The organism is Intrasporangium calvum DSM 43043 (genome assembly GCF_000184685.1).
GTDB classification, from domain to species: Bacteria; Actinomycetota; Actinomycetes; order Actinomycetales; family Dermatophilaceae; genus Intrasporangium; species Intrasporangium calvum.
The window spans coordinates 23,711-46,653 of sequence record NC_014830.1; the positions used below are offsets into that span (position 1 = coordinate 23,711).

Annotated in this window: 20 protein-coding genes; 2 read left to right on the plus strand and 18 right to left on the minus strand. The window is 65.6% G+C overall.

What is annotated here, in order from left to right; translation table 11 throughout:
* Positions 1-75 precede the first annotated feature (75 nt).
* Entirely contained in the window at positions 76-432 is a 357-nt protein-coding gene (locus INTCA_RS00120) for a hypothetical protein (RefSeq protein WP_041307023.1), read from the plus strand.
* 55 nt (positions 433-487) lie between these two features.
* Here INTCA_RS00120 and INTCA_RS18405 read toward each other — a convergent pair whose 3' ends face one another.
* The 11 genes from INTCA_RS18405 to INTCA_RS00180 form a co-directional block, all read right to left on the minus strand.
* The gene (locus INTCA_RS18405; RefSeq protein ID WP_013490907.1) at positions 488-1,702 is read right to left on the minus strand and encodes an MFS transporter; all 1,215 of its coding nucleotides are present in this window, start codon (positions 1,700-1,702) and stop codon (positions 488-490) included.
* Positions 1,703-1,710: 8 nt separating this feature from the next.
* Positions 1,711-1,932 carry a DUF397 domain-containing protein gene (locus INTCA_RS00135; protein ID WP_013490908.1) on the minus strand — a complete coding sequence of 74 codons (222 nt, stop codon included), beginning with the start codon at positions 1,930-1,932 and terminating at the stop codon, positions 1,711-1,713.
* Between the two features lie 21 nt (positions 1,933-1,953).
* Positions 1,954-2,769, minus strand: coding sequence for a helix-turn-helix domain-containing protein (locus tag INTCA_RS00140; RefSeq protein WP_041307031.1), 816 nt, complete (start codon positions 2,767-2,769; stop codon positions 1,954-1,956).
* Between the two features lie 104 nt (positions 2,770-2,873).
* Positions 2,874-3,572: a hypothetical protein gene (locus INTCA_RS00145; RefSeq protein ID WP_013490910.1), complete on the minus strand. Its 699-nt coding sequence runs from the start codon at positions 3,570-3,572 to the stop codon at positions 2,874-2,876.
* On the minus strand, positions 3,565-4,656 hold the full coding sequence (locus tag INTCA_RS00150; protein WP_013490911.1) for a C40 family peptidase: 1,092 nt from the start codon (positions 4,654-4,656) through the stop codon (positions 3,565-3,567). Before INTCA_RS00150 ends, INTCA_RS00145 begins: the two co-directional genes overlap by 8 nt.
* 1 nt (position 4,657) lies before the next feature.
* Complete coding sequence (locus INTCA_RS00155; RefSeq protein ID WP_013490912.1) at positions 4,658-5,272, minus strand: hypothetical protein; 615 nt, start codon at positions 5,270-5,272, stop codon at positions 4,658-4,660.
* Positions 5,265-7,304 (minus strand): LptF/LptG permease family protein, encoded by a 2,040-nt coding sequence (locus tag INTCA_RS00160; RefSeq protein WP_013490913.1) that lies wholly within the window; start codon positions 7,302-7,304, stop codon positions 5,265-5,267. Before INTCA_RS00160 ends, INTCA_RS00155 begins: the two co-directional genes overlap by 8 nt.
* Complete coding sequence (locus INTCA_RS00165; RefSeq protein WP_013490914.1) at positions 7,304-9,820, minus strand: ATP-binding protein; 2,517 nt, start codon at positions 9,818-9,820, stop codon at positions 7,304-7,306. Before INTCA_RS00165 ends, INTCA_RS00160 begins: the two co-directional genes overlap by 1 nt.
* A complete protein-coding gene (locus INTCA_RS00170) occupies positions 9,817-10,269 on the minus strand; it encodes a hypothetical protein (RefSeq protein ID WP_013490915.1) in 453 nt (150 codons plus the stop codon). The genes INTCA_RS00165 and INTCA_RS00170 overlap by 4 nt, the downstream gene beginning before the upstream one ends.
* 4 nt (positions 10,270-10,273) lie before the next feature.
* The gene (locus tag INTCA_RS00175) at positions 10,274-10,525 is read right to left on the minus strand and encodes a hypothetical protein (RefSeq protein WP_013490916.1); all 252 of its coding nucleotides are present in this window, start codon (positions 10,523-10,525) and stop codon (positions 10,274-10,276) included.
* 380 nt (positions 10,526-10,905) lie between these two features.
* The gene (locus tag INTCA_RS00180) at positions 10,906-12,327 is read right to left on the minus strand and encodes an IS110 family RNA-guided transposase (protein ID WP_083807824.1); all 1,422 of its coding nucleotides are present in this window, start codon (positions 12,325-12,327) and stop codon (positions 10,906-10,908) included.
* 260 nt (positions 12,328-12,587) lie between these two features.
* Here INTCA_RS00180 and INTCA_RS00185 point away from each other — a divergent pair, with 260 nt between their 5' ends.
* The gene (locus tag INTCA_RS00185) at positions 12,588-13,904 is read left to right on the plus strand and encodes a hypothetical protein (protein ID WP_148236437.1); all 1,317 of its coding nucleotides are present in this window, start codon (positions 12,588-12,590) and stop codon (positions 13,902-13,904) included.
* Between the two features lie 320 nt (positions 13,905-14,224).
* Here the strand turns inward: INTCA_RS00185 and INTCA_RS00190 are convergent, their stop codons facing one another.
* The 7 genes from INTCA_RS00190 to INTCA_RS19330 form a co-directional block, all read right to left on the minus strand.
* Entirely contained in the window at positions 14,225-16,066 is a 1,842-nt protein-coding gene (locus tag INTCA_RS00190) for an IS481 family transposase (RefSeq protein WP_013490919.1), read from the minus strand.
* A 268-nt stretch (positions 16,067-16,334) separates the two neighbouring features.
* Positions 16,335-17,540: a 5-methylcytosine restriction system specificity protein McrC gene (locus INTCA_RS00195; protein WP_083807825.1), complete on the minus strand. Its 1,206-nt coding sequence runs from the start codon at positions 17,538-17,540 to the stop codon at positions 16,335-16,337.
* A complete protein-coding gene (locus INTCA_RS18860; protein WP_083807826.1) occupies positions 17,540-19,330 on the minus strand; it encodes an McrB family protein in 1,791 nt (596 codons plus the stop codon). The genes INTCA_RS00195 and INTCA_RS18860 overlap by 1 nt, the downstream gene beginning before the upstream one ends.
* A 59-nt stretch (positions 19,331-19,389) precedes the next feature.
* Complete coding sequence (locus tag INTCA_RS00205; RefSeq protein WP_013490922.1) at positions 19,390-20,310, minus strand: DNA-methyltransferase; 921 nt, start codon at positions 20,308-20,310, stop codon at positions 19,390-19,392.
* Entirely contained in the window at positions 20,307-20,534 is a 228-nt protein-coding gene (locus INTCA_RS19725) for a DNA methylase N-4/N-6 domain-containing protein (RefSeq protein WP_013490923.1), read from the minus strand. The genes INTCA_RS00205 and INTCA_RS19725 overlap by 4 nt, the downstream gene beginning before the upstream one ends.
* A 132-nt stretch (positions 20,535-20,666) precedes the next feature.
* The gene (locus INTCA_RS00215) at positions 20,667-21,737 is read right to left on the minus strand and encodes a DUF262 domain-containing protein (protein ID WP_013490924.1); all 1,071 of its coding nucleotides are present in this window, start codon (positions 21,735-21,737) and stop codon (positions 20,667-20,669) included.
* Complete coding sequence (locus INTCA_RS19330; RefSeq protein WP_148236438.1) at positions 21,724-22,311, minus strand: hypothetical protein; 588 nt, start codon at positions 22,309-22,311, stop codon at positions 21,724-21,726. Before INTCA_RS19330 ends, INTCA_RS00215 begins: the two co-directional genes overlap by 14 nt.
* Between the last annotated feature and the right edge of the window lie 632 nt (positions 22,312-22,943).

Here is a 22,943-nt window from a genome sequence, read left to right on the forward strand (position 1 = left end):
ACCATCGACTGCACCAACAGTCGTCCCGCCCTGAACGATAGTAAGGCTCCCATCGTGCTTAAGTTTCATGTTCCCATGCGCCGAGACACCCTCAACATACTGAATATCATCTACAAGAACGTTGAGTTCGTGCGGATGGGGGTGAGTGCTGACGTCAACCGTGCGTTGGTCTCCGCGAAGGAGGGCCAGCCAATCGATGGCATGCGTGGCGCTGTCGTCACCAACTTGGTCGGCGACAAGGACTACGAAAGTCTGCGATTCCTGTTCAAAGTGGCAACGGATACCGATCTTGGGAAACTGCTAGTCGCTCTCGGCGTCGACCCAGCGACAGACTTTGATCAGTACACCCGGGGCGTGGCGGCCGACTTCGCAGTCTTCGAACGCCTGATGGCGAACCCACCGAAGAAGCAGGGGTTCTTCGGAAAGTGGTGAAGGCCTTCTAACTCGAGCCACCTCAGGTCGTTCCCGACGCTGCCCTCCATCACTTTCAGTGTTCTGCGGATTTGCTCATCCAGAGCGTGACCGAGATGAGGCAAGCGGTGATGAAAGCTGCCCACAGGGCGGCATCAATGTACAACTGGCTCGCCACTAAGCCTCCTGTCAACGCACCGAGCGCACCGGAGCCTATGCCTGCCACGCGCGTGGTGGCGCTAACCCTACCGAGCATGAGGTCGGGCGTGAGTCGCTGACGAGCGACCGCTCCCAGGACTGTGACCGCCATCGACGTGCCTCCAACCGCGGCGACGGCAATCGCGGCCACCCAAGGGTTTGGCGCCGCAAGCACTGCGAGCCATCCGAGACCTTGGACTGCAAGCCCCACCCCGTACAAGTTTGTCGCCGACACCTTGCTCTTGAACTTTGGAACGACATAGCCTGCCACCAACCCGCCAACCGCTGCTGACGCAAGAAGAAGTCCAAAGCCTTGCTCACTGACCCCGAGCTGGTCCATCGCAAAGAGCACAAAGGTCGCGTTGGCCGTGTTGTAGACGAAGTTGAACGACGCCATGCCGATCGTCAGGGTTCGCAACTCTCGATGGCGTGCCAAATAGTGGATGCCTTCCTTGACCGAGGCTAGGAGCCGAGGGCGACCGTCACGGGCGGTTGCGGGCTGAAGAGATCCCAGGCCGGCAAGAAACATCGCCGAGAGAATGAAGGTCGCGGCATTGGCGACAAAAGGTAGCCCAGCTGCCACAACAAACAGAGCGGCACCAGCGGGCGGTCCGATGAGGCTGCGGCCCATGAGATCCAAAGACCAGATCCGGGCATTCGCTGTGGCTAGAACCTTCGAGTCGCGGCCCACCACCGCTGGGATCGCCGCTTGAGCAGCGGGATCGAAGAAGCAGCTTGCCACGCCGAGCAGGAAGACGCTGAGGATGAGGAGCCAGATCTGAGCGACTCCAGCTACCACCGCGAGTCCCAGGCCGCCGATGATCAGCGCCCTCACGAGATCCGCAACAACCATGGTCCGACGTCGGGGCCAGCGGTCCACGAGCGCCCCCGCCGGCAGCCCAACGACGAGCCACGCGGCATACGTTGCAGCCACGGTGAGCGAGACCTGGAACGGGTCGTCCGTCAGGCGGGCAGCTAGCAGTGGCACCGCGGCGAGCACCATGCCCTGACCCGCGATGGAGACGCTGGTTGAGGCGAGAAGCCGGCCGAGACCCCGTCCTGCTGGGACCTCGACCGCCTCCTCACGCTCCATGGCAGTGCTCATCCCGACTTTCGCAGCTCGTCGTAGTCGAACTCGCCGTTCCGGACACCGCCGGTGAACGCGCGCCATTCGGCCTCGGTGAACTCGAGGATGCTTCCTTGGCCTCGGGCCTTGGAGTCGCGGACACCCACCATCCCCGCTGAGTGGGCGACCTCGACGCACGCGCCCGTGTCGCTGATGACGGATTTTCGCCATGCAGCGGTGTTCCAGTCCGGCTTCATCACTGTTCCTCTCCTTAGTCTTCACGACGCCCAGTCGCGCCGTGCACTCTCGATCGCGCGACGGGACTCGTCGACGTCGAGGGCGTCCTTGCGCAGCTGCTCGAACAGCCGCTCGTATGCCGTGATGTCGCGTTCCGCAGACAGGTAGAGGTCTGCGGTCTGGGCCTCGACGAGTACGACCGGCGTTCCGGCCTTGAACTCGTAGAGCACGAAGGACCCTGCGACATAGGTGGCGTTGGTCGACCCGAGGGGCACGACCCGTAGGTCGGCGTATCCCTCCTCGATCCGCTCGAGTAGCCGCTCAAGCTGGCTCGTCATGTCCGCTCCCGTGGTCCTGGGCGATCGGCGAAGCACCGCTTCATCCAGGACGACGTCGTAGCGAACGCCGTGCCGCTCGCCAAGGAGTCTCTGGCGCTCGAGACGCTGCCCGACGACAGCCTCCGCGTTGAGACCTGCAGCTTCGCAGATCCCTCGGGTGTAGGCCTCGGTCTGGAGTAGACCCGGGATCCACGACGCCTGGTACTGGCGAAGCCGCTTCACCCGTGTCTCCACAGCTTCGACCGCTGCTTGGCGTCGAGGAGCTCCCCCGGCGCTGACGATCCAGGCACCCTCGAGCCCGCTGCTTCGAGCGACGGACCCGAGGATCTCAGCGCGCACCTCTTCGGCCACGCCGTAGTAGTTCAACAGCTCCGCGACCTCGCTGACAGAGGCACCGAAGCGTCCCGTCTCGACCCTGGAGATCTTCGACTGGGACCAGCCCAGGTCGCGGGCGACTGCTGAACCCGAGATCCCCGCAGCCTCACGGATGCGGCGGAGCTCGGCACCTACCTCGATCATGGCGTCCTTCCATGCAGTGATGAATAGGACGACGATATATCCGGCAAGGACAGGGAATCGAGAACTCAGGCGCTGCGACCCACGCAGGGGGTCCGTTTGGACGGTCATTGGACCCACAACCGCTCGATGGGCACGACCCGGACGACACGCTCACCGGGCCCATACGAGTGCTGTGCCCACGTGTACCAGTCGCGTTCGGTGACGACCCCCACGACGAGGTCACCACCGGAGCCGAGCTGCACCGGGGAGACGGCCCTCAGGTCCTCCTCGAAGTACCCGTCCTCGAGGTCCAGCGTCACCCGGGTGCCGACCAGGTGGTGCTGGCGGGCGACGCGCTGGAGAGGCTCGATCCGCGACAGGTTGGGGTCGGTGATGGCGTTCTCGAGCCAGGCATCTGGTGCTGCGGCCGTCGGGGCGTACTCGTCGATGATGACGAGCTTCTCGATCCAGACCCGCGAAAGGCCGACGACGACTCGTCGCTCCGAGTTGCCGGAGTAGAAGTCAGCCTCTTCCTGAAGGACGACGCCGAGCTCGTCGAGACCGTGCGCGTGAGGGGGCGCGTAGGAGACGACGCGCAGGCTGTCGCGCCATCCGTATGCCGTGAGGCCGGCTTCGTGGTCGAGGCTCGTCATGAGGAACCTGGCCCGCAGTCCGCGGGGCGTCGGTTGGGTGGGGATAAGACGGTCGGTGAGGATTGCAGGTCGGCCGGCAGCTGAAGGCGTCAGGGCCTCACAGACCGGCTCGAGCCCGGCGACGAGGGCGGCGAACTTCGCGTCGAAATCGTTGGCGTGGTTCTCAGCCATGGCGGGCTCCTGCGACGACGGGTAGTTCTTGGGAGACAGCCGGTCGGCCGACGTAGGCCAGCTCATTGCGCCAGTAGGGCTGTGAGAGGAAGTCGTGGACGACCTCGACGGTCAGGCCCGTGCGCGGGGCGTGAATCATGCCGCCCTGCCCGTCGTACATACCGACGTGGTGGAAGAAGGTCGCGGGATCTCCAGGCGCGTGGAAGAACACCAGGTCTCCGGCCCTCCAACCGGCGGGGTCGAGCCCAACGGAGGGAAGAGCCGCGGCCTGGGCGCTGGCGACACGAGGGATGCTTGCGCCGGCTTGGTGCCATGCGTACTGCGTGAGGGATGAGCAGTCGAAGCCGACGATGCCGGCGCCGCGGCCGAATCCCTCCCCTGGGCCGTTGATCGTGCCTCCGCCCCAGCTGTAGGGCGTGCCGAGCCACCTCAGCGCAGCCCGGACAGCTTCGCCTCCTGCGCTCCCGTCCATGGCCGACGCTGCGGAGTAGCAGGCGGAGGCGATGACGGACGGCTCCCCGACGACTTGGACGGCCAATGCCTCCCACTTCGCGTAGGCGCTGGGGAAAGCGCTGCGCTGGACGGCCTGCGCAGCCTCGGTCAGCCGCACGGACTCGAAGCCGGCGATGTCCAGGAGCCCCGGCTCACCGCCTCGTCCACCGGTGTAGAACATCCGGGCCGACTGAACGGGGTCCATTCTGTCGGCGGTGCTGCCCCAAGCAGCCCGCTGCTGGAAGAGGCCGACGCTGTCGCGGTCGCCGTGGGGGATGTTGACCAGGCTCGACTCCTGCATGGCGGTGGCAACGGCGATGACCCAGCCGTAGGACGGAACGTTGAGGTCCCGGCCCACAGCTACGATGGTGCGCGCGTTCCGGGTCTGTTCCCCTGTCAGGCCCGGAACGTCTTTGTCACTCAGCTCCGCGCCCGGACACGCGCCACCCTTGGAAGGCATGCCGGATTGCTCGTTCGAGGCGCCGAGCAGCCCGGATCCGACCAGGGGGAGGGCGATGTAGGCGACGCGGCGGATGCGTCGCCACAGGAGCTTCTTGGCCAGAGTGGCAGCCAGTGCGACCGGAGCAGGCATGTCAGCCTCCTGCCTTTGGAGTGGCGGTGAGGACAGGCGTCGGAGCGCCGGGCACGTCGTCTGACGAGCGGATGTCGCTTACGACACACGTCGACCCCGAGCGTGCGAGGACGAGGTCGAGGCGTCCTCCATCGGTGGTTATGCGCGCGATGGGCAGGTCACCGTCCTGGCCAACGAGCTGGGGCTCTCCCTCGACCGTGGTCGCAGGCACGTTAGCGGGATCGACGCTGCGGAGCTCCTCGAGGAACGCGGGAGTCGCGTAGGGCGCCATCCTCGCCAGCCACAACTGCTGAGAGCGCTTCGTCTGCATCCACTCGTCTACGAACTGTGCCGCGTTCGAGAGGCAGTCCGTGCCGGGTCCGGCGGCAAGGTCTGCAGTTGGGGTTTGGGCAGGCGACACGAGCGGCCCGGTCGATGGCGTTACCGCGGGTGGCGACTGCGTGCCCTCGGGGACCGCCGTGGACGCTGCCTTGATTGGCGCTTCGCCGTCGCCCCCGAGGGCCGAGCTGACTCGACCGATGAGGGCGATAGCGACGAAGAGCGACACCACGGTGATGGCCAGGTTGCGCCATGACCAGAGCGGCCAGCGGAGCGCACGGTTAAGGTTGTCACTCATCCGCTACTCCTCGTGAGTGTGCTTCTGGCAGGACGGTCTGCTTGGTTGCCGGGTCGTACAGCCGAGGACCCACGCCGTCTGGGCGGACCTCGGTGTGCGAGTCGTGAATCCGGGTGGCAGGCGTCTCGCGGATCTCCGTCGGAAGCTCGTCGACGAGCACGCCCACCACGACCCTGTCGCGCGTGTGAGGTGTCTCGGCTGTGGACGGTCGGTGGACTCCATGACCACCAGAAGGAGCCGGAGACTCCGTGGGCGGTCGCAGATCGGCAGATCCCTGCGCGTTGACCGGAACCCCGGACTTCCTAGACGCGGCTGGTAACGAATGCCCCGCGTCACGGCCATCAGTGGTGTGGACGCCGGGATCTCCGGCTGAGACTGGTGCGCTCAGCGGGACCGTGGCGGGACGGCCGAAGGCCTCCACCGGTGGGCGCGTGCGACGGGCCGAGCGGCGCCGACGACGACCTGAGCGACGTCGTGGGGCCTCTTCTTCGTCCTCGTCCTCTTCCGACTCATCCTCTTCTTCGTCGTCGTCGTCATCGCCTTCCCCATGACGGCCTCGCCGCAGATGACGGCGCCTGACTCGACGGCCAGCTCGACGAAGCAGGGTCTGGGTGCTCGACGGGCGGCCGAGGACGTTCGTGAGCGACAGCAAGGGCATGAGCATGATGAAGGCCGCCACAGTCACGACCAGGCAGAGCACAAAGCTCAGCACGCCCATCCCTGCGCCGTCGGCTCGGAAGAGGATCGCGGCGATGAGCACCGTGTGAATGGCGGAGCCGGCGCCGAAGGCGATCACGTTAATGACCGAGGCGCCGGCGATGTTGCCGATGCGCCGCACGATCGACGCCATGGGCGCCAGCACCCCGAAGACGGCCGCAGCCGGGAAGAACATGACGAGCAGCCGGAGCATGACCAAGCCGGCGAACATGAAGAGGTCAGCGACGAGGCGGAACAGGCCGGTGAAGAGGACGCCGATGAAGGCCATGAAGCCGGCTCCGGCACGCCCCTTCGACTTGCCCTGCACCGCGGCATACGCGATGGGGTCTTGTTCTTGGATCTCCTGCGTGGTGGTGACCCAGTCGTTGGCCTTCTGCTCGGTCATCTTCTGGATGCCGTCAGGCGTGCTCGACGCGGTCGCCGCTTCGGTGCGGCTGAAGGTGCTCTCCCGGAAGAGGACCGGGCCCCACTTCTGGGCGGCAGCGCTGTTCGGGTCTCCGAACTGGCCGCGGAGCCACGCCTGGTAGAGCACGTCGTCGACGATGAGCGCGCCCTGCGCTCGGGTCGGGTCGGCACCAGCCGACGGGGTGAGCCCCGCACTCGTCTGGTTGATGGAGGCGATGGACTGGGTCACGGTCTCGTCAAAGAAGCTCGCGGTGCGGGTGGGGTACTGCGAGATGCCTGACAGGACCGCAACCACGAGCAGTGCCCAGGCTGCGGCCGTCATGACCGACGAGAGGTGGCCGCGGAGCGAGTAGGCCAGGAGCAGGGCGGCCACGCCGAGGAAGGCGACCATGCCCCACGGTGACCAGATCCGCTCGTGCATGCGCTGGGTGACGGTCCCGACGACGACGTCCAAGGGCGCCATGTACTCGTCGGGATGCGCGACCTTGTTGTGGATCCCGTTGGTGGCCGAGGCCATCCACGTGGCGCCCGAGAAGAAGAAGTTCCCCAGGAACGTGTCCGTGGTGGCCTCGATGTCACGCACGGCACCGCCACAGCCGAGGTCGTAGGTGCTCCAGGACAGGCCGGCGTAGCCGTACTGGTCGTAGACGGTCGTGGACCGTGTGGCTGCGAACGGGTCGCCCTGTGGAGGAATGGGATCGGGAGCCGGGTCGAAAAAGCCCGGGAGTCCCGAGTCCGGCATGGCCGCGATCGGGGCGTCCTTGCAGTCCCAGGGAGCCGCCGGCAGGGCGGGGGTCGCGATGGCCTCCGAGCCCACCGCCACGCCTGCCACGATGCTGAAGAACAGGACTATGAGGAGCCGCCCCACGAGACGAGTCGGGCCGGTGCGGACGAGCCTCTTGCCGGCCATCACGCACTCGCCTTCTCGTCGTCGAGCTCACGGGCGGCGCGGTTGCGGGCCTTGAGCGGTTCGGCGGTCGTGTTGAGTGCGTCGAGGAGGTGCGGGTGTGCTGAGAGGTCCATGCGGATCCGCTCGATCCCTCCGTTGCCGTCGCTGAAGACGAACTCACGCGGGCCCCTCAGCCCGTCACGACTCGGTCTGGAGAGGGTGCCGAAGATCTGTTCGTAGCCGAGCCCGTCGCGGATGCCTGGGATGAAGCGCAGGGCGTCGCGCTGGGCCTCCTCGCCGGTGAGCCGGCCGATGAAGGCCGCGGAGCTGAGGTTGGCCAGGTCGAGCTTGAGCAGGTCGGAGGGGTTCTGGCTCGCCATGAGCACGCGGGTGTTGTGCTTGCGCGAGTCCCGGGCGGCCCGGTCGATGAATCGCCGGCCGGTGCTGAAGGTCGAGAGCGCCCACGCCTCGTCGATGAAGATGCCCTTGCGTGCGTTGATGTCCCCGAAGTACATGCCGCGCTGGGTCAGCCAAGCGGCGAGGTACATGACGCACATGGAGAGTCGCTCGTCGAGGTCTTCCGAGCCAGCCGTGGACTCGTCGGGAAGGGCGAGGCCCCGTAGCGAGTAAACGGTAAGGAGCGGCTCCTCGCTGGAGGTGTCGAGGGCCTTGCCAGCCGGGAAGACGAGTCGGCCGTGGCTCGTCTTGGCGGCCTCTCGGAGGAAGTCGGCCATGTAGCCGGCATGGCGCACCAGTGCCTCGTCGCCCTCGAGCGTCGCGAGCTCGGTCACGACCTGGTCGCAGGCGCTCCAGGCGTTGGCGGGCACCCGTCCCACGGCGCGAAGCAGGGCAACCTCCGTGAGGACGTGCTCTTGCAGCTGCCTGGGAAGCATGGCCCGCAGAACGCTGTTCGTGAGGAGGCGGCGGGTGTCCTGGGCCTGTTCCTTGGCAGCGCGGAACTCGCTCTCCTCGGCGTAGTGGTCGCGACGAGGCTCGGCGATGACTCGGTAGGTGCCGAGAGAGCCAGGCGCGGCGTCGAGGAGGTCGATGGCGCGGGAGTACTGCTCGAGCTCGGGAAGCCGGCACAGGGCGGTGAGCCGGCCCGAGGGGTCGAGCACGGTCCAAGGAACACCTTGGATGACGGTGCGGTAGATGATGTTGCCGCCTGCCGTGGACTTGCCGCCGCCGAGGCCTGCGCACAGGACGGCCAGCCCGGACTCCTCGCCTCTTTCGGTCGCCAGCCAGGGCTCCCAGGTCACGACCCGTGAGGAGGTCCCGGAGGTCTCCCCGAGGTGGATGCCGATCCGGTCGCCCACCTTGGCCGTAGCAGCGGGGACGGCGGCCGCAAGGGTGGTGACCGGCATACGGCGCCGGAATGCCGTGGTGCTGAGTCGCTCTCCGGGGATGAACTCGCGTGCCACGGCGTACTGGTCGTGTGGACGCGCGATGGTGATCTGTGGGGCGAACAGCTTGCGTATGACCCCGGCTCGCTGGATCGCTTCGTCCTCAGTGGGAGCGGACACCGCGATGCGATACCAACCCGAGGTGCGGGTCGACAGCCCGGAGAGGCCCATGGAGATCTCGTCCTCGACGGTGAGGGCACGAGCTGCCTGTCGGTCCAGGGCCCCGGGAGCCGGCTCCTGGTGCTCGACCTCGTAGTGGTCGCGCTGGGCGCGGATCTTCTGGATGTTCTGCCGCAGGGCGGCTCCGACCTTCGCGGCATCCTCGATGCGGACGCGGCCGGACCACTCGACAGGGAAGGGGAGCTGGTCCGTGCGCTGCATCCACGGGATCCCGGGCGGGATCTCGAGGTCCGTCATACGACCCACCGAGAGGACACAGACGTGACGTTCGATCCGCTCGTCATCGTGCTCGCCGACGACCCGGATCGTCCGGCCGTAGGGGAGCGCGAACCAGCGGACGTGGTCAGTGAACTCGTGAAGGTCCTCGGTCTCCCACGCCTCGAGGTCGGATGCGCCCAGGGTGACGGGAGCCGGGAGGCCGAGCGAGCATGAGCGATGCAGCAGCCACTCGAGCTGGCGCGGTGTCGCGGGCGCGGCCTCGATGCCCGGTGAGGCCATCAGCTCGTCGGTGGCGCGGACGTGTCCCGAGAGCGCGGCGACCTCGCGGTCCGACATCGACCCCCAGAACGACCCCAGGGCCTTGTAGACCGGGCTTCGCGTCGGGATCTCGACGCCGAGGTAGACCTCCTTGTCGGCCATGCTGAGCGACGCTAGGCGGCGCTGGTCGGTGATGAGGTGGTCACGCCAGGCGGGCAGAGGCGCGGGGGCGTTGGCGTCGTGGTCGGCCGCCCAGCGCGCGACGGGGTAGGGCCGCGTGGTGACCCGGAGGTGGATCTCTCGGCGTACGAGCTGCCCGAAGACATCAGCGCCGTCGACGATGAGCTGCTCCCGGACGCCGTCGGGCCGGAACGACCAGCCTTGCGGGTCAAGGAGATACCAGGCCATGAGCTTGTCGCCGGTAATCGTGCAGTGGCCGCTGATTCGGCGGATCGCGAGGCCGCTCTTGCCGCTCATGTCGCCACCTCCTGGTAGTCCCCGAGATCGGTGGCCGTCACGCCTGCGATGGCTGGGCTCTTCTTGGCCAGCCGGCGTTGGGCCCGGCTCAGGCGCGCGGGGACGGCACGCACCCGAGCCGGGCGGATCGTGTGCGTCGCAACCCGTGACTCCTGGCGTGGCGCGGAGACCTCGTGAACGAAGGCTCCGAGGACGGAGGCCAGGGGCCTGTCAGGGTTGACGACGGAGAGGATCAGCCGCGTGAGCGCGACTGTCGCGAGCAGGCTGTACGCCAGTGAGAAGAAGCCCAGGTCGATCCCGAGCCGTCGCTCGATGACCTGCAGCAGCAGGAACACCACGGCGCCGACGGCGTAGGCCACGTACCGGGCTCGGAAGGGTAGGGTCCGGTTCGGCGGGCCGAGCCAGACGGCGTTGACGTTGTAGATCTCGTCATCAACAGGAAGTCGCATGGTGTCACCCCGTGATGAGCGAGGCCATCCAGGACCCCAAACTGTCGGCCTTGCCGCTGGTGGCCAGGCCCAGGACGGCCAGCGCGATGATCACGCCGGACACCACCCGCATGGCCTTGGCGTTGTCGCCTCGCTGGGCGAGCACGAACAGCATGGTCGCGATGAGCAGGAGCAGCAGCGGGATGATGTTCGCTTTGATCCAGCCCTGCAGGCCGGTCGTGCCCGCGGCGGTCGCGAGCGTCTCCAAGGTGTGCATCTTCGTCCCCTTTCAGATGGTCTGGGGTAGATCCCCGATCCATTAAGGAACGCAGCGCGGAGCGAGTCTAGAAACTTGCCAAACCTTGACGAAGACCAGAACCGCTGTCCACCAACCGTTTACGTGCGCGCTGCGCGCGAAGGAGGGACGTGGCTGAGAGCCGGGATGACCCCGTCGCGGACATCATCCGGGCCGGCCCGGTCGCGTCAAGACACCCCACGGGCCTGGCCTGGCAAGTGGGGCCCGGTCCGGCAGCCAGAGAGCGTACGGATCTCCACGGAGCGGTCAAGGACGCTGCGCGGTGCTTCGCACCTGCCTTCGGCAGTCCCTGACAGCTCCGATCCGATCCGTGTTTTGCCAGCTGTCCGGGGCGGGACCCGTTATGGAGTGGGCGCCCAGGCGAGTTCCTCGCTGTAGGGAATGACGTCTTCGAGGCAGTGGTGCAGTTGGCCGAGCAGCTTGCTGCCGAGGCGTCGCAGCGCAGCCTCGTGGTGTTCGCCCTTCGCGCGTCGGGCCCGGTAGTAGGCGTCGGCGCCGGCGGACTTGCCGATGGCGTTGAAGGCCCACATCCGGCAGGTGTCGAAGAGCCGGTCGTTGCGGGCTCGTCTCATCAGCACCACCCGGGACTTGCCTGACGCTCGGGTCACGGGGGCGACTCCTGCGTATCGTCGTCGTGCCGCGGCGTTGACGTAGCGGGTCTTGTCGTCGCCGAACTCACTGATCAGGCGTGCGCCCAGGATCGGTCCCACCCCTGGCAGGCTGGCCACGATGCCCGCCTGTGGGTGCCTGGCGAAGGCCTCGACCAGCTCGTCCTCGGCCCGCTGCACCGCTTCTTCGGTGGCGCGCAACGTGGCCAGGATCGTGCGCGTTGCGGCACCCATGGCCTCCTCCACGGCCGGCGGATGACGCAGCTGTGGCTCGGCGAAAACGGTCAGGAGCCGGTTGACGACGGTCGCCGGCATCGACACCCGCCCCGCCATGCGACCCAGTCGCCGCAGGTCATCCGCGCTCAATTGCCTTGCAGCCATGGGGGTTGGTGCCTCCCAGAGCACCCCAAGCGCGGTCCGAGTGGTCAGGCACGGGAACGCGGTCAGCGCCGCCGGGTAGTACTCCCTGAGGTGGGAGCGCAACCGTCCGGCATCACGCAGCCGGGTGCGCACGGCATCCTGGTGGGCCCGGGACAAGGCGCTCAACGCGAGCACCTGCTGCGAGTCGTTCGCGATCTGACGATGCTGTCGCGCATCGGTCCGCAACAGGTGCGCGAGCACCAACGCGTCGCCAGCATCCGACTTCGCGCCAGAGACCGCGAACCGGTCACGGTAGCGGTCCACCGACTTGGGGTTGATCGAGAACACCTGCACGCCGATCTCACGCAGGGCCGCGACCAGCAGCCCCCGATCCGTCTCCAGGGCCACCCCGACCGAACCGAGCACCATGGTGTGACGGCCGATCCTCGAGACCAGCCGGGCAAAACCCGCCGGATCGTCCGAGATACGAAACGTGGCCAGCACGTCCCCGCCGGCGTTGACCAGCGCCACGTCATGGTGGTGCTCAGCCCAGTCGATCCCACAGAACAGCTCCATCGTTACTCCTTTCTCGACTCCATCACGCAACTCGAGCCGGGAGACCCCAGACGGCCTAATGGAAAGCGCTCCAGGCGCGACACCCCACGAGTCTTCGGCGGTCTCCACCACCGGCGGGGCCACAGTCTTGACAAAGAGGTCCAAGCCTCCGGGCGCTTCAGTGGCCACCCGCCAGTGGCCCGAGACAAACCAGTCTCCCGGCACACGCCGGAGTCCCATTAGGGCGCCTGCGGCGTCGCTGGCGCGATGGCCTTCGGCCACCCTTGACCCGTCCGGGCCGGCCCTACTTCTGCTCCGCTAAGGGGATCATCCCTGGCGAGTGCCCTCGCGGAGTTATCCACAGGCTGTCAAGCACCGGCTGCCCAGCAGTCGCGTCCATCGCATGGCGCCATTACCTTGACCACGTGAGACACACACGGGTCGGCGGCCTCGAGGTCATACACCGGCTTGGTCAGTTGGGCGCGGCCCTAGGCTATGAGGTGCGTGAAGAGCACCGCGTAGGTCGATCCGCAGCTGTCGACTTGTCGTGGACCGCGGCGGCATCGAACGACGCACCCCTTTTCGTCTTCGAGGTGGAGAGCACCCCTTCAACCGGTTTGGCCAACAACGCGCTCAAGGTGTATGGGAGTCCACTCGAAGAACTGGTCAAGCCGCTCTTCTTCTTTCACCTCGTCCTGTCGGGAGGGCAGGACAACGAGCGAATCCGCAATGCCCAGCGGCTGTTTGGGCAGCACAACTACCGCATCTACCGTCTCACCGATGGGACGCCGGCACCGGATCTGGCCTTGGACATTCTGCGTCAGCATCGCCGTGTCAGCCGGAACCTCGATCTTTGGTCCACAGCGACTGCTCTCATGGAACCCGGGTGGGGCGGGCTTGCCACTGTTTTCGCAGTTCTAGAGCTCGCCGAGCAGTTGCGCTTCGAGAGCGCCTACCTCTGTGACTACGCGCGGCTGTCTATGGAAGACCCCGCTTACGTCGGTCTGTTCGCCCGCCGCGTACGCACGCTATCGGAGCGTCCTGAGGCCAATGGCCCGGAGGGGCGAGAAGCGAGCAATCCGCGGCCCCGAGATGGCTACGGCGGTGGTCCGGGTGACTACATCTCAGGTTTGCTGGAGACAGGCATCCGCATCTATGCCGGCGACCTGGCCGACGAGGATGGGCCGGCTGCATTCGAAACCTGGATGACGAGTTGTGGATTCGGCCAGCGCATGATCGAGCCCTCCTTTGGACTCTCCAGAGATTACGACGGGTATGTCATCGGCACAGCCCCAATCCACTACGCCCTGACCGCGGCACTTCTCAAGCGCCATCCTCGTTCGCACGAGTGGGTCATACGTGATCTCGCGAATCTGCTTGAGGGAGAGTTCGACCGAGGTCTGCGCCCTCGCTTTAGGCTCCCCGCCGTACTATGGCTGGCGCACATTCTCGCGGCAAGCCCGACCGAGCACGACGTCGCGACCCAAAGGGACCCCACCTTTTTCGACGGCCTGTACGCCCGCCTCGGCGAGCATGTGCGCGAAGGCGGAGGACTCCCAGCCAAGCTGCTGCTTGATCCGCCAAGACCCTTCAACCCCTCCGAAGATGTGCCCGAGTGGATCGACGAGGAAGAGGTCGTATCGCTCCCGTCCCGCGAAGCGTTGCGTGCGAAGGGGCTCGCCCTCCGAGGGCCGACCGTGCCTTCCGGTCATCCCACAGCTATTCAGGCTTGCCTCAGTTCATTGATCTCCTATGAGGTCTATGCAGATCCGGGCGCCGTGATCCTGCCGCTCCTGTATGCCGAAGCTGCAGACTGAGCGCACACACGCGAACAGCCCAGGCTCCCAGCCGAGAGCGCCCGCGTAGCCCGGGGTGGGCCCCGTTGCGGCAAAGTGCGCCGGCGGCTTGTGCGCCGTGCTGGTGCCCGATGCGGCGGGTCGGCCCCCGGCGAAGGAAACCATTAGGTCGCGCAGGGGCCGCGGGGATGACCCCACACTGCTGGCCGCCGCATGATGGTGCTCCACCTGTGCGGATACCCGGGATGCGCCAAGAGGGTGAACCGACCGAGGCCCCAAGTCCCTGACTTGTGCCAGGTGAGGTGCGACGGATGTGTGCCACCTGATGTGCGACACCTGGTCTAGGAAATTGAGGGGACCGTCCGTGGCCGGTCCACTTTGATGTTACGCACCGGCAGGGTCGTGGTCCGGCGCACGATCCGGGTCTCGCCGTCGACCTCGATCGCGAGGGTGGTCTCGGCAACGTGCACGGTGACGGTGTGGTGGGCGTGAGCCCGGCCGAGGGCGACCTGCTGCTTGCATACCGTGATGACTCCGGTGTTCGAGGCTCGTCGTTGCACGGTGATCGGCTCGGCCGAGGTGCGCAGGGGTGGCCCGGCGGGGCGCACCCCGCGCAGGTGGTGCCACTGCGCGACGGGGATCGGGTTGGGCCGGGTGCGCAGCAGCTCGCGAGTGTCCAGGTCGAAGAACATCAGCGTCGCGCCCTCGATCCGGATCCCGACCTGGCGGCCACCGAGGATCTCCGCGGCGAGGATGACGTGCCCGCCCAGGGCGACGGTGCCGCCGCGGGCCACGGCCCGTTCGACCTCGACGACGGTGTCGGGTTCGAGTGAGGACGGCAGCGGAGGAGGCCCGGCCGGGATCGCGGCGCCGGCGGCGAGGATGGCCAGATCGTTGACCGACAGGTGGGAGCGGACCGTCTTCACGCGGGTGCCGCCGATGCTCAGGTGGATGAAGTCGCAGCTGATCCAGAACCGCACGAGCTGACCGACCCGGGCCGGTCCGAGCCAGAACTGCTGCCCGCGGACCGACAGGTTCCCCGACGGGCCCACGACGCGCTCGAGCTGGACCGGGTCACCAGGCCCCCGCCCCTGGTCGGGGGTTGCCGTCTTCACGGACTGATCTGTCGCGCAGTGCTCGTCCGGCTGCGACGACGGTGGATCCGCGACCGTGACGGGCTCGATGGCCGGTGGCAGCCAGAGCGGCAGCACCGCGCGTTGTTCGGCCGGGACCGGAGCGAACCGCTCGACGGGCGTGACCGGGACCTTGTCGTCCAGGGCCTGGTGTGGCCGGTCGACGTTGTAGTCGTGCACCCACGCATCGACCGCGGCCTGTGCTTCCTCGACGCTGGTGAACGGTCCGGCGTCGTCGAGGAAGTCCGGGCGGAACGTGCCGTGGAACCGCTCGACCTTCCCGTTCTGGTTCGGCGAGGCCGGTGCCGTGAGCCGGTGCGTGATCCCGTTACGGCGACAGATCTTGTCGAACAACACCTCCCCGTTGCGCGTCCCGTGCCGCCCGAACCGGTCGGTGAACTGCTTCCCATTGTCCGTGATCACCTCCTCCGGGACCCCGAACCGCCCCAGCGCCTGCGCGAACGCCAGACACACCGCCCGGCCGGTGGCCCGCTCCACCACCGCAGCCATCACGCAGTACCGGGAGTGGTCATCCACTCCCGTGACGAGCTTCGCCTCGCGCACCACCCCCGTGGCCACGTCGATCAGCGCGATCCCGCCGACGATGTCGATCCCCCACAGCTGCATCGGCCCCGGCCGCTCAAACCGGCGATACGACGAGCGAGGCCGCTTGCGCGGACGCGGCTGCGACAGGCCCTGCCGGTGCAGGACCCGCACGATCGTGCGCACCGCCGGCACCGTCACCCCCTCGACCGGCTTGCGCAACAGCTCCATCCGGATCCGCTTGGCACCCCACCGCGGATGCGCCCGCCGCATCTCCGCCACCACGACCTCCACCGAGGGCGCCACCTGATGCGGACACGAGGCCGGCCGATGCGACCGATCCGCCAACCCCGCCAACTGATCCGTCAGATACCGGCCCACCCACCGGTGCAACGTCGCCCGGTGCACACCGTACCGGCACGCCACCTCGGTGACCTCCGCCCCGGACAGGACCTCACGAACCGCGTCCAACCGCTGCTCGACGACAGACAAGACAACCAGTGCCAATCCCGGCCTCCCTGAGTCCCGACGCCCCACGGAGACGTCGACCCAGACTGACCGACCACGACCCGGTGTCGCACATCAACTGGCGCGAGACTGTCGCGCATCACCCGGCACAGGACACGAGGCCCCAAGTCCTCTCTGCCGAATTGGCCTCTATGAGATCAAGACGCTCGCTTCGCTCGCGAGGTGCCTGCGGGCGGCGCTGGCGCGCCGTCCTCGGCCCCCGGAGACGAACTTGTACGCTGCAGCGGTACGCGTGGCAAAACGCATATTAAAGCGCAGCGGCAATGTCAGCGGCTGCGTTACGCAGATCGGTGAGTCCCGTCTGCCCCAGGTCGACCGTCCGTACCGTGACTCGATGGCCGTTGAACACGTACGTCGCATTAACGGCATCGTCCATCAGTGGGTACAGCAGAAGCCCGTCACAATCGAGGGCAGTCACGTACGTCGCCATCTGGTAAAGATGCGAGTTCCGGAGCCGAAGTCCGCCATGCCGATTCGGTAGCAGGACCGGAGCCCACTTGAGGTCGATGACCATCCGCGGCGAAAGGCGCCGCCCAAGGACGAGATCCGGCTCAAGTGTGACGGACACATTGGGCTGACCCTGCTCATGGACGAACGCAGACCCGTAACGAGGCTTCTCCAGCACGTCAAGGATCTGGGCGTCACGCAGGGCCGCTGCGACCGCGTTCTCCCAGATCTGCCACATCAGAACGAAGTAGGACGGAGCTGTACTGCTCCCCGCTGAGTCCACGACACCGGCGCCCTCAAGCGCAAGACGCGCCAGTCGTAGGCTGGGCAGGTAGTGCCGGTTGAGTCGTGTCAGTGAGATTCGGTCGAACTGGGCAAGCGACGGAAGGACAGGCTCCACGTTCAAGAGGAAGCTCAAGGCATCGTCGTATAGGCGCCGGACCGCCCGGTTTCGTACCGCTGGTGCCAGGAGCTCGAGAACGCCACGCAACAGTCGGTTCTCGGGCGTATCAACAATGAAGTCGGCGTACTCGCAATCGAGGAAAGGCAGCTGGGCGGGGTTCAGGACGGGGCGCGTCCGGCCCCGTACGAACGGCAGACGCTCTCGCCGCTCAACGTATCCGTTGCGAAGTCCCCGGCCAAGAAGCTCATGGACCTCGCGAGCGAGCTGCACCAGCAGCCACTCACTAGGCGTTGTCGTTTCGACGGTGGCGACGCCAGAACTGGGCGGCGGTGCAAGCGTCCGGTATGCCAGGGTCAGCAGCTCCGGCAAGCTGTGCACTCGGGCCTTTGGGTGAACGATGATACGCCGGCCCCCGGGTAGAGAGACGCTTCCGGCATAGCCGGTCTTTGGGCCAAACCTCACTCGGACCGCAGATCCGTGTTCATCGCTACCGACTTCATCTATGAAAAGGCCGTGCCGCGCCCGTCTCAACGCTCGTGCCTCTGCCGGACTGAACCTTTCCTCCCGAGGGGGATCAGTCTCCGCGAGATGAATATCCGACACTACAGGCTTCCCAAGAAGGCTTCACGCAGAGACGGAAGGTCATCAGTGCGCCCGAGCAGATGATCGCGGAGGACCGGTTCAAGATCCTCATGCCACACGGTTTCGAATCCGACTTCAGCCAAGTCGCTTCTGACGAGGAAGGAGTGGCCGATGGCACGATCATCGTCAAGCAACTCGATGACCTCATCATTGAGTCTCTGGAGTCGCGCTGCCGCCTCCTCCCCCAACTCGGCGCTAGTGTGCCGCTGGTGCCAACGCCGGATCACCGCGTAGTCAACGTCGAAACGAACTTCCTTGAAGCGCCGGCGCATGGCGGCGTCAAGCAGAGCTACGGAACGGTCCGCGGTGTTCATGGTGCCAATCACCCAGAGGTTGTCTGGCACGTGGAACGGCTTTCCGCTGTAAGCGAGCTCGACTTCGTTCTCGGGGCCCCGGTACTCCAACGCGAAGAGCAGTTCGCCGAGCACACGCGCTAGGTTGGCGCGGTTCATCTCGTCGATCACCAAGAAGTGTGGAGCGTTTCCCGGTGCTGACTGAGCGGATGTCACGAGGGTCTTGAAGACACCTGGCCGTATGTTGTACCTGAGCGCCATGCCTTCCTCTGTAGACCCTTCTTCACGATCGTCCGTCATGGCTGGACGTATGCCCTCAACGAAGTCCTCGTAGGCGTACGTCGGGTGGAACTGCACAAGTTTAATGCGGCTCTTGTCAGCAAGTGCCCCGGCCAGGATCCGCGCGGCGAGGGTCTTTCCCGTGCCGGGAGGCCCAGCAAACAGAAGTTGCTTTGAGCGACGAGCTAGCGCGATGAGGTTTCGGGCCCGATCCTCATCCCACAGGAGACCGTTTACCAGGGCCTGCACGGGGTCGCGCATGGCTGTCTCGGCGGCCGCGTCTACTGAAAGAATCTGAAGCAGGTCGCCTATTCTTGCCGCCACCCCCTCGCCCAACTTGGCCACTTCGGGGGGAGCGAGAGTCGCGCTGATGTGGCCGGCAACTGTTGGATCATCGACGAGAGCCCTCAGCCAATCCCTCGCCGAGGAGAACGTGGCCAGCCCCAGTGCAGAGGTCGTGGAGACCTCCCATCCCGCTTGGACCAAGCGTTCGATCGGGGCAATCGCCTCGTCAGTCAAGGAGGCCAGCTCAGCTCTGAAGCGCTGAGTCCGAGCATCGGCTTCCGAAGCGCCGGTATCTCCGGGACCGAGCGTCGCAGAGAGTCGAAGGCCCGAGCCATCCAGCTCTGCGCCCAGAGTGAACCTCGCCCGATCACCTCCGCTACGCCAGAGGCCCAATTGGATTGGCCCTGAGCGTGCGACAGAAGCGTCGACAGCAACACCGATCTCGGCACCAGCCTTACGTGCACGACGTCCCAAGAGCGCGAACCTAGCTCGGAGCATCTCACCGGCGAGGCGATCGGCTTGAGTGAGTTGCGGGCCCCCGGTGGCCGCAGCAGAAACGTCGGCTGCAAGAAGGCAGTCGTCCTCCACAAAAGCAGGCGTAAGGATGGGGCGGTCTCCGCTGCCAATCCTCCAGACCGTGGCCTGGGAACCCGAGCTTGTAGGGCGCTTCACGCCAGCATCTTCCACGTAGGCAGACTCAACAAGTTCGTTGCGACGGGGTCGGATGTTGCTTGGCCCTCCAGGCGCTTGGAGCAAGTCGACTAGCTCGTGGTCGGTTGCTCCGTAGTCACCGGCGTCGGCGATGGCCATCAATACTTTGTATCGCCAAGTGTTCGGGCCTGTCACCCTGGCCTTGTCGACCAGCACATCGAAGATCAGTTCGTCAAGATTCACAGAGTGCACGCTACCGCTCGGACAACCACAAACTCCGGCCTTGCACCGCGTGGCGCCGCCTAGCGATCGTCATCATCCGGTATCGGTTCAGATACTTGCTCGACGCCGGCCACAACGAGCCGCGCGAGCTGGGGGATGGCCTGCCTAGCCACCTCGAAGTACTCAGCGTCTCTCTCCAGGCCAATCGACTGGTACCCGATGGCCTCGGCTGCAGCGAGTGTAGAGCCCGATCCTGCGAAGGGATCGAGTATGATGCCTTCGCCCAAGGGTAAGGACGCTCGTACTACAGCGCGCAGAAACGATTGTGGTTTCAGACTCGGGTGGTTGGCGATCTGACGTTCCAACTTGCGGGTCGGGTGCGACTTAATCACATCCCCGAAGGGCTGAGCGTCTGAGATTCGCCGCAGCGCACCGGTCTTGTACTTCCGTAGATTGTCTGCGACCGTCCTGCACTCTAATGGCTCCCGGTACAGCAGCCACGGCTCCCACTGAGACCGAGGCATCACGGTTGCATCAACAAACTCTTCGTGGGCGTTCTTCGGCCTGTCACCTCCGCGCATTGTCATCACCAGCCGAACGATTTCCCCGCGCCTCTCCAGCCCGGCCTTCGTCAGCGCCATGGAAATATACGGCGACACCAATGGATTGCAGGCCACCATCACGTGCGCCCCAGGTACGAGCGTCGGACGGAGCACTTCAGCCCAGGCGTAGAAGAAATCATGCATGTAATCAAGGTCAGCCCGGCTCATCGTCGTAAACCGCGGCAGCGGTGCTCGCCTGTGGCCATCGAATGCGGGTGGGATGCGCCACACACCCCCCTTGCCGGCCCGCAGCTTCTGCTGCTGCTCGTGGGTATACTCCGTCGCTCCATACGGCGGGTCAGTGACGACCGCGTGGATCGATTTCTCGGGTCGCCTCCTGAGCCAGGTCAGACAGTCTGTGTGGACCAGCTCCGCGTGTCCGAAGACGAAGGGGGTCAACGGCGCACCAGCCGGTAGGTTCCGCGCCCGGTCCGGATGAACTGTCCGGGAGTGTTGATGTTGAGGTATGACCGCACAGAAGACGACGGCACGTCTTCGCCAAGCTTCGCAGAGACCCGCTCGCGGATATCGGCGACGGTCAGCTCGGCGTTCCTGTTGGCTGGGCCTTCGAATGCGGACAGGATGGCGTCCCTGATGGCCCCGGGCTTGCGGCGCTCGGCCACGATTGCTCCTTCGATGTTGATGGGCGGTACAGCGTCATAGTAGACGTCTAGACGTCTTTTGGGAAGACGGCTCACGGCGATTCCAAGGACTCGCATTCCACGCCCCGGGACCTGATGGGAGTCCCACACGCCTCAAGCCTCTTCGAGGACTGCAAGCAATGACGCGTGGCGGGCGGCACGGCGCGACTTCTCGTTAGGGGCTCGGACTACACCACGGGCGTACGAGGCTGCGGCCTTCGACACGGGGGCTTCCTCATCACCGACCCGCTGCTCCACCTCTTCCTCGAATTCTCTCAGGGCTCCTCGCAGCTTCGACGCAGTTCTGTCACTCAGGCTGCCCCGTGGAAGGAACGCCGCCAGAGCGACGAAGAGAGAGTAGAAGTCGCTCTTGTTTCCCCAACGTGAGCCGCGAAGATCCGGAAACAGGCGCTCAATTGCCGCCATGGTTTCCTCAAACTTAACGCGAGTCTTGCGCTGCCCCGGGAACTCATCTTCAAAATCCTCGTAGTTTGAGTAGTAGTCATCGATGATCTTCGCGGAACCCCCCTGAGGACCGTGCATAGTGCCAATGAGCAACTCCGCAACGAACTCAACGTCTGCCATGCGACGAATCGCTCCTACGGTGATGATCCGATTCTCGGCAAAGAAGTCGCCATAATCTCCTGCGAGCTTGTCGGCCAGATGTGAGAACGGTCCTATGTAAGTGGCGTGCCGAAGTTCTTGAGGCTTTAGAGGGACAGTGAAGCTGTTGAGACGCCTGAAGACCGCCTTCATCTGCTCTTCGTCGCTCGAGTTCAGGTACCGAACCGCCAGTTCGTAGCCAAAGAAGCTGATCTTCTCCGGGTCAGTGAGGTCGGCGAAGCATCGGTTGTACCAATCGGACTCTGTCGTCAGCTTGTCGAGTGGGAACTGGTCGAACTCTTCTTGGCCATCGGCGGAGTAACTGCCAATAAACTGCATAAGGGCGCTGATCCGCTGCTGCCCGTCGACAACGGCATATGCCGTCCTGCCGTTGGCATCCGTAGACCGCTGGATGAATATTTCGGGAATTGGCATCTTCATCAGTACCGACTCGACCAGGTGGTTCTTCTGGCGTGCCATCCATACGGGGTTGCGCTGATATGGAGGCTTCAGCGTGAGGGTGCCCTCGAGATATCTATCACGAAACCAACCGATCGTCTCCTGCGTGCTACTGAAGTCCATGGGGTGACGCCTCCTTCTCGCGTGCCACTGCTAGTCGGTATCGGAGCTTTCGAAGGCCCTCAGCCTGATATTGGATCAGATGTTCTTCGCTGCGATATAGTCTGCCGCTAACCTCGCGGCCCGCGATCTCCGTCCCGGGGAACTCGGCGCCGATGCTCTGGAAGGTGTCGAACCAAGCAGCTCGCAGCTTTTGGAGCGGCTTCAGATCATCAACGAATCTAAGACCACGGAAATGGAGGTACTTGACGTCAATCCAGCCCCAAAAGATTTCGTCCTTGCGCCGGCCGAACCACTGGTTTTCTTGACCAGGGAGCGTGTGTCGGCGCGGGTGGCCCCACGACAGCAAACCGTGCCACGCCGTGTCGAAGAGTTCCTTTGACACGATCGCGAAGTCGAGATCTGAGCCGGAATGAAATGGCTTGGGGAATGTGTCCGGTGCGACGCTGAAACCGACGCAGCCGCTGCCGACCAGCCGCACACCGGCAGGGTCGATCTTCAGTCCGGCGCCCAGGTGTGCCTGCACTTTCGGAAATAGTGACTGTTCAGCCGCGAAGCAGTAGGGCACCCTGTCCATCACGAGTTCTCGCACGAGGCTCGGAAGCTCGCCCCTCCCGCACTGGGCGAGCCGTCGCCGAAGTTCCGCGGAGTCCATCTGGCCGGACGCCCTTGGATCGACGTTCGCAGGAGCCACCTCCGAAGTATGCCGCAGTCCGTCCCGCGCGACGGGCAGCAGGTGTGCCGGGAGTGGCGGCCAAGCGTCGACAAGGTACCCCCGGGCTGACGGCCCGGTACTGCAGTGAAGTACTGCAACGGCGACGCCGGTAAGTAGCGGGCGACGGTGCTCGATGGCTCTTGGGGTGCGCACACGAGCGATGCCGAGGGTCCGGCGCCGAGTTTGCAAGCAGGGGGTTAGGGGTTCGAGTCCCCTTGGCTCCACCACAGTCAGAGGCCCTTTCCGCTCGTCGGGAGGGGCCTCTGGCTCGTCTGTACCCCAGAGAAGCACTGCAGTGGGTGGACTCGTGTCGGCCAGGCTGACGCAAGACTCCCCACCAGCGGCCTTCTCGCGAACCCTGCCATCAAGCCGGGGGCTGCCTCCACGGGCACCTCGCCGCCGATCACGCCTCTACTTGCCGGCCTTTGGGCCATGTGCGTAAAGGCGTTGGGCGGTAGTTAGTTACGTCTCGTCGTGTCGCTGTCAAAGCCCCT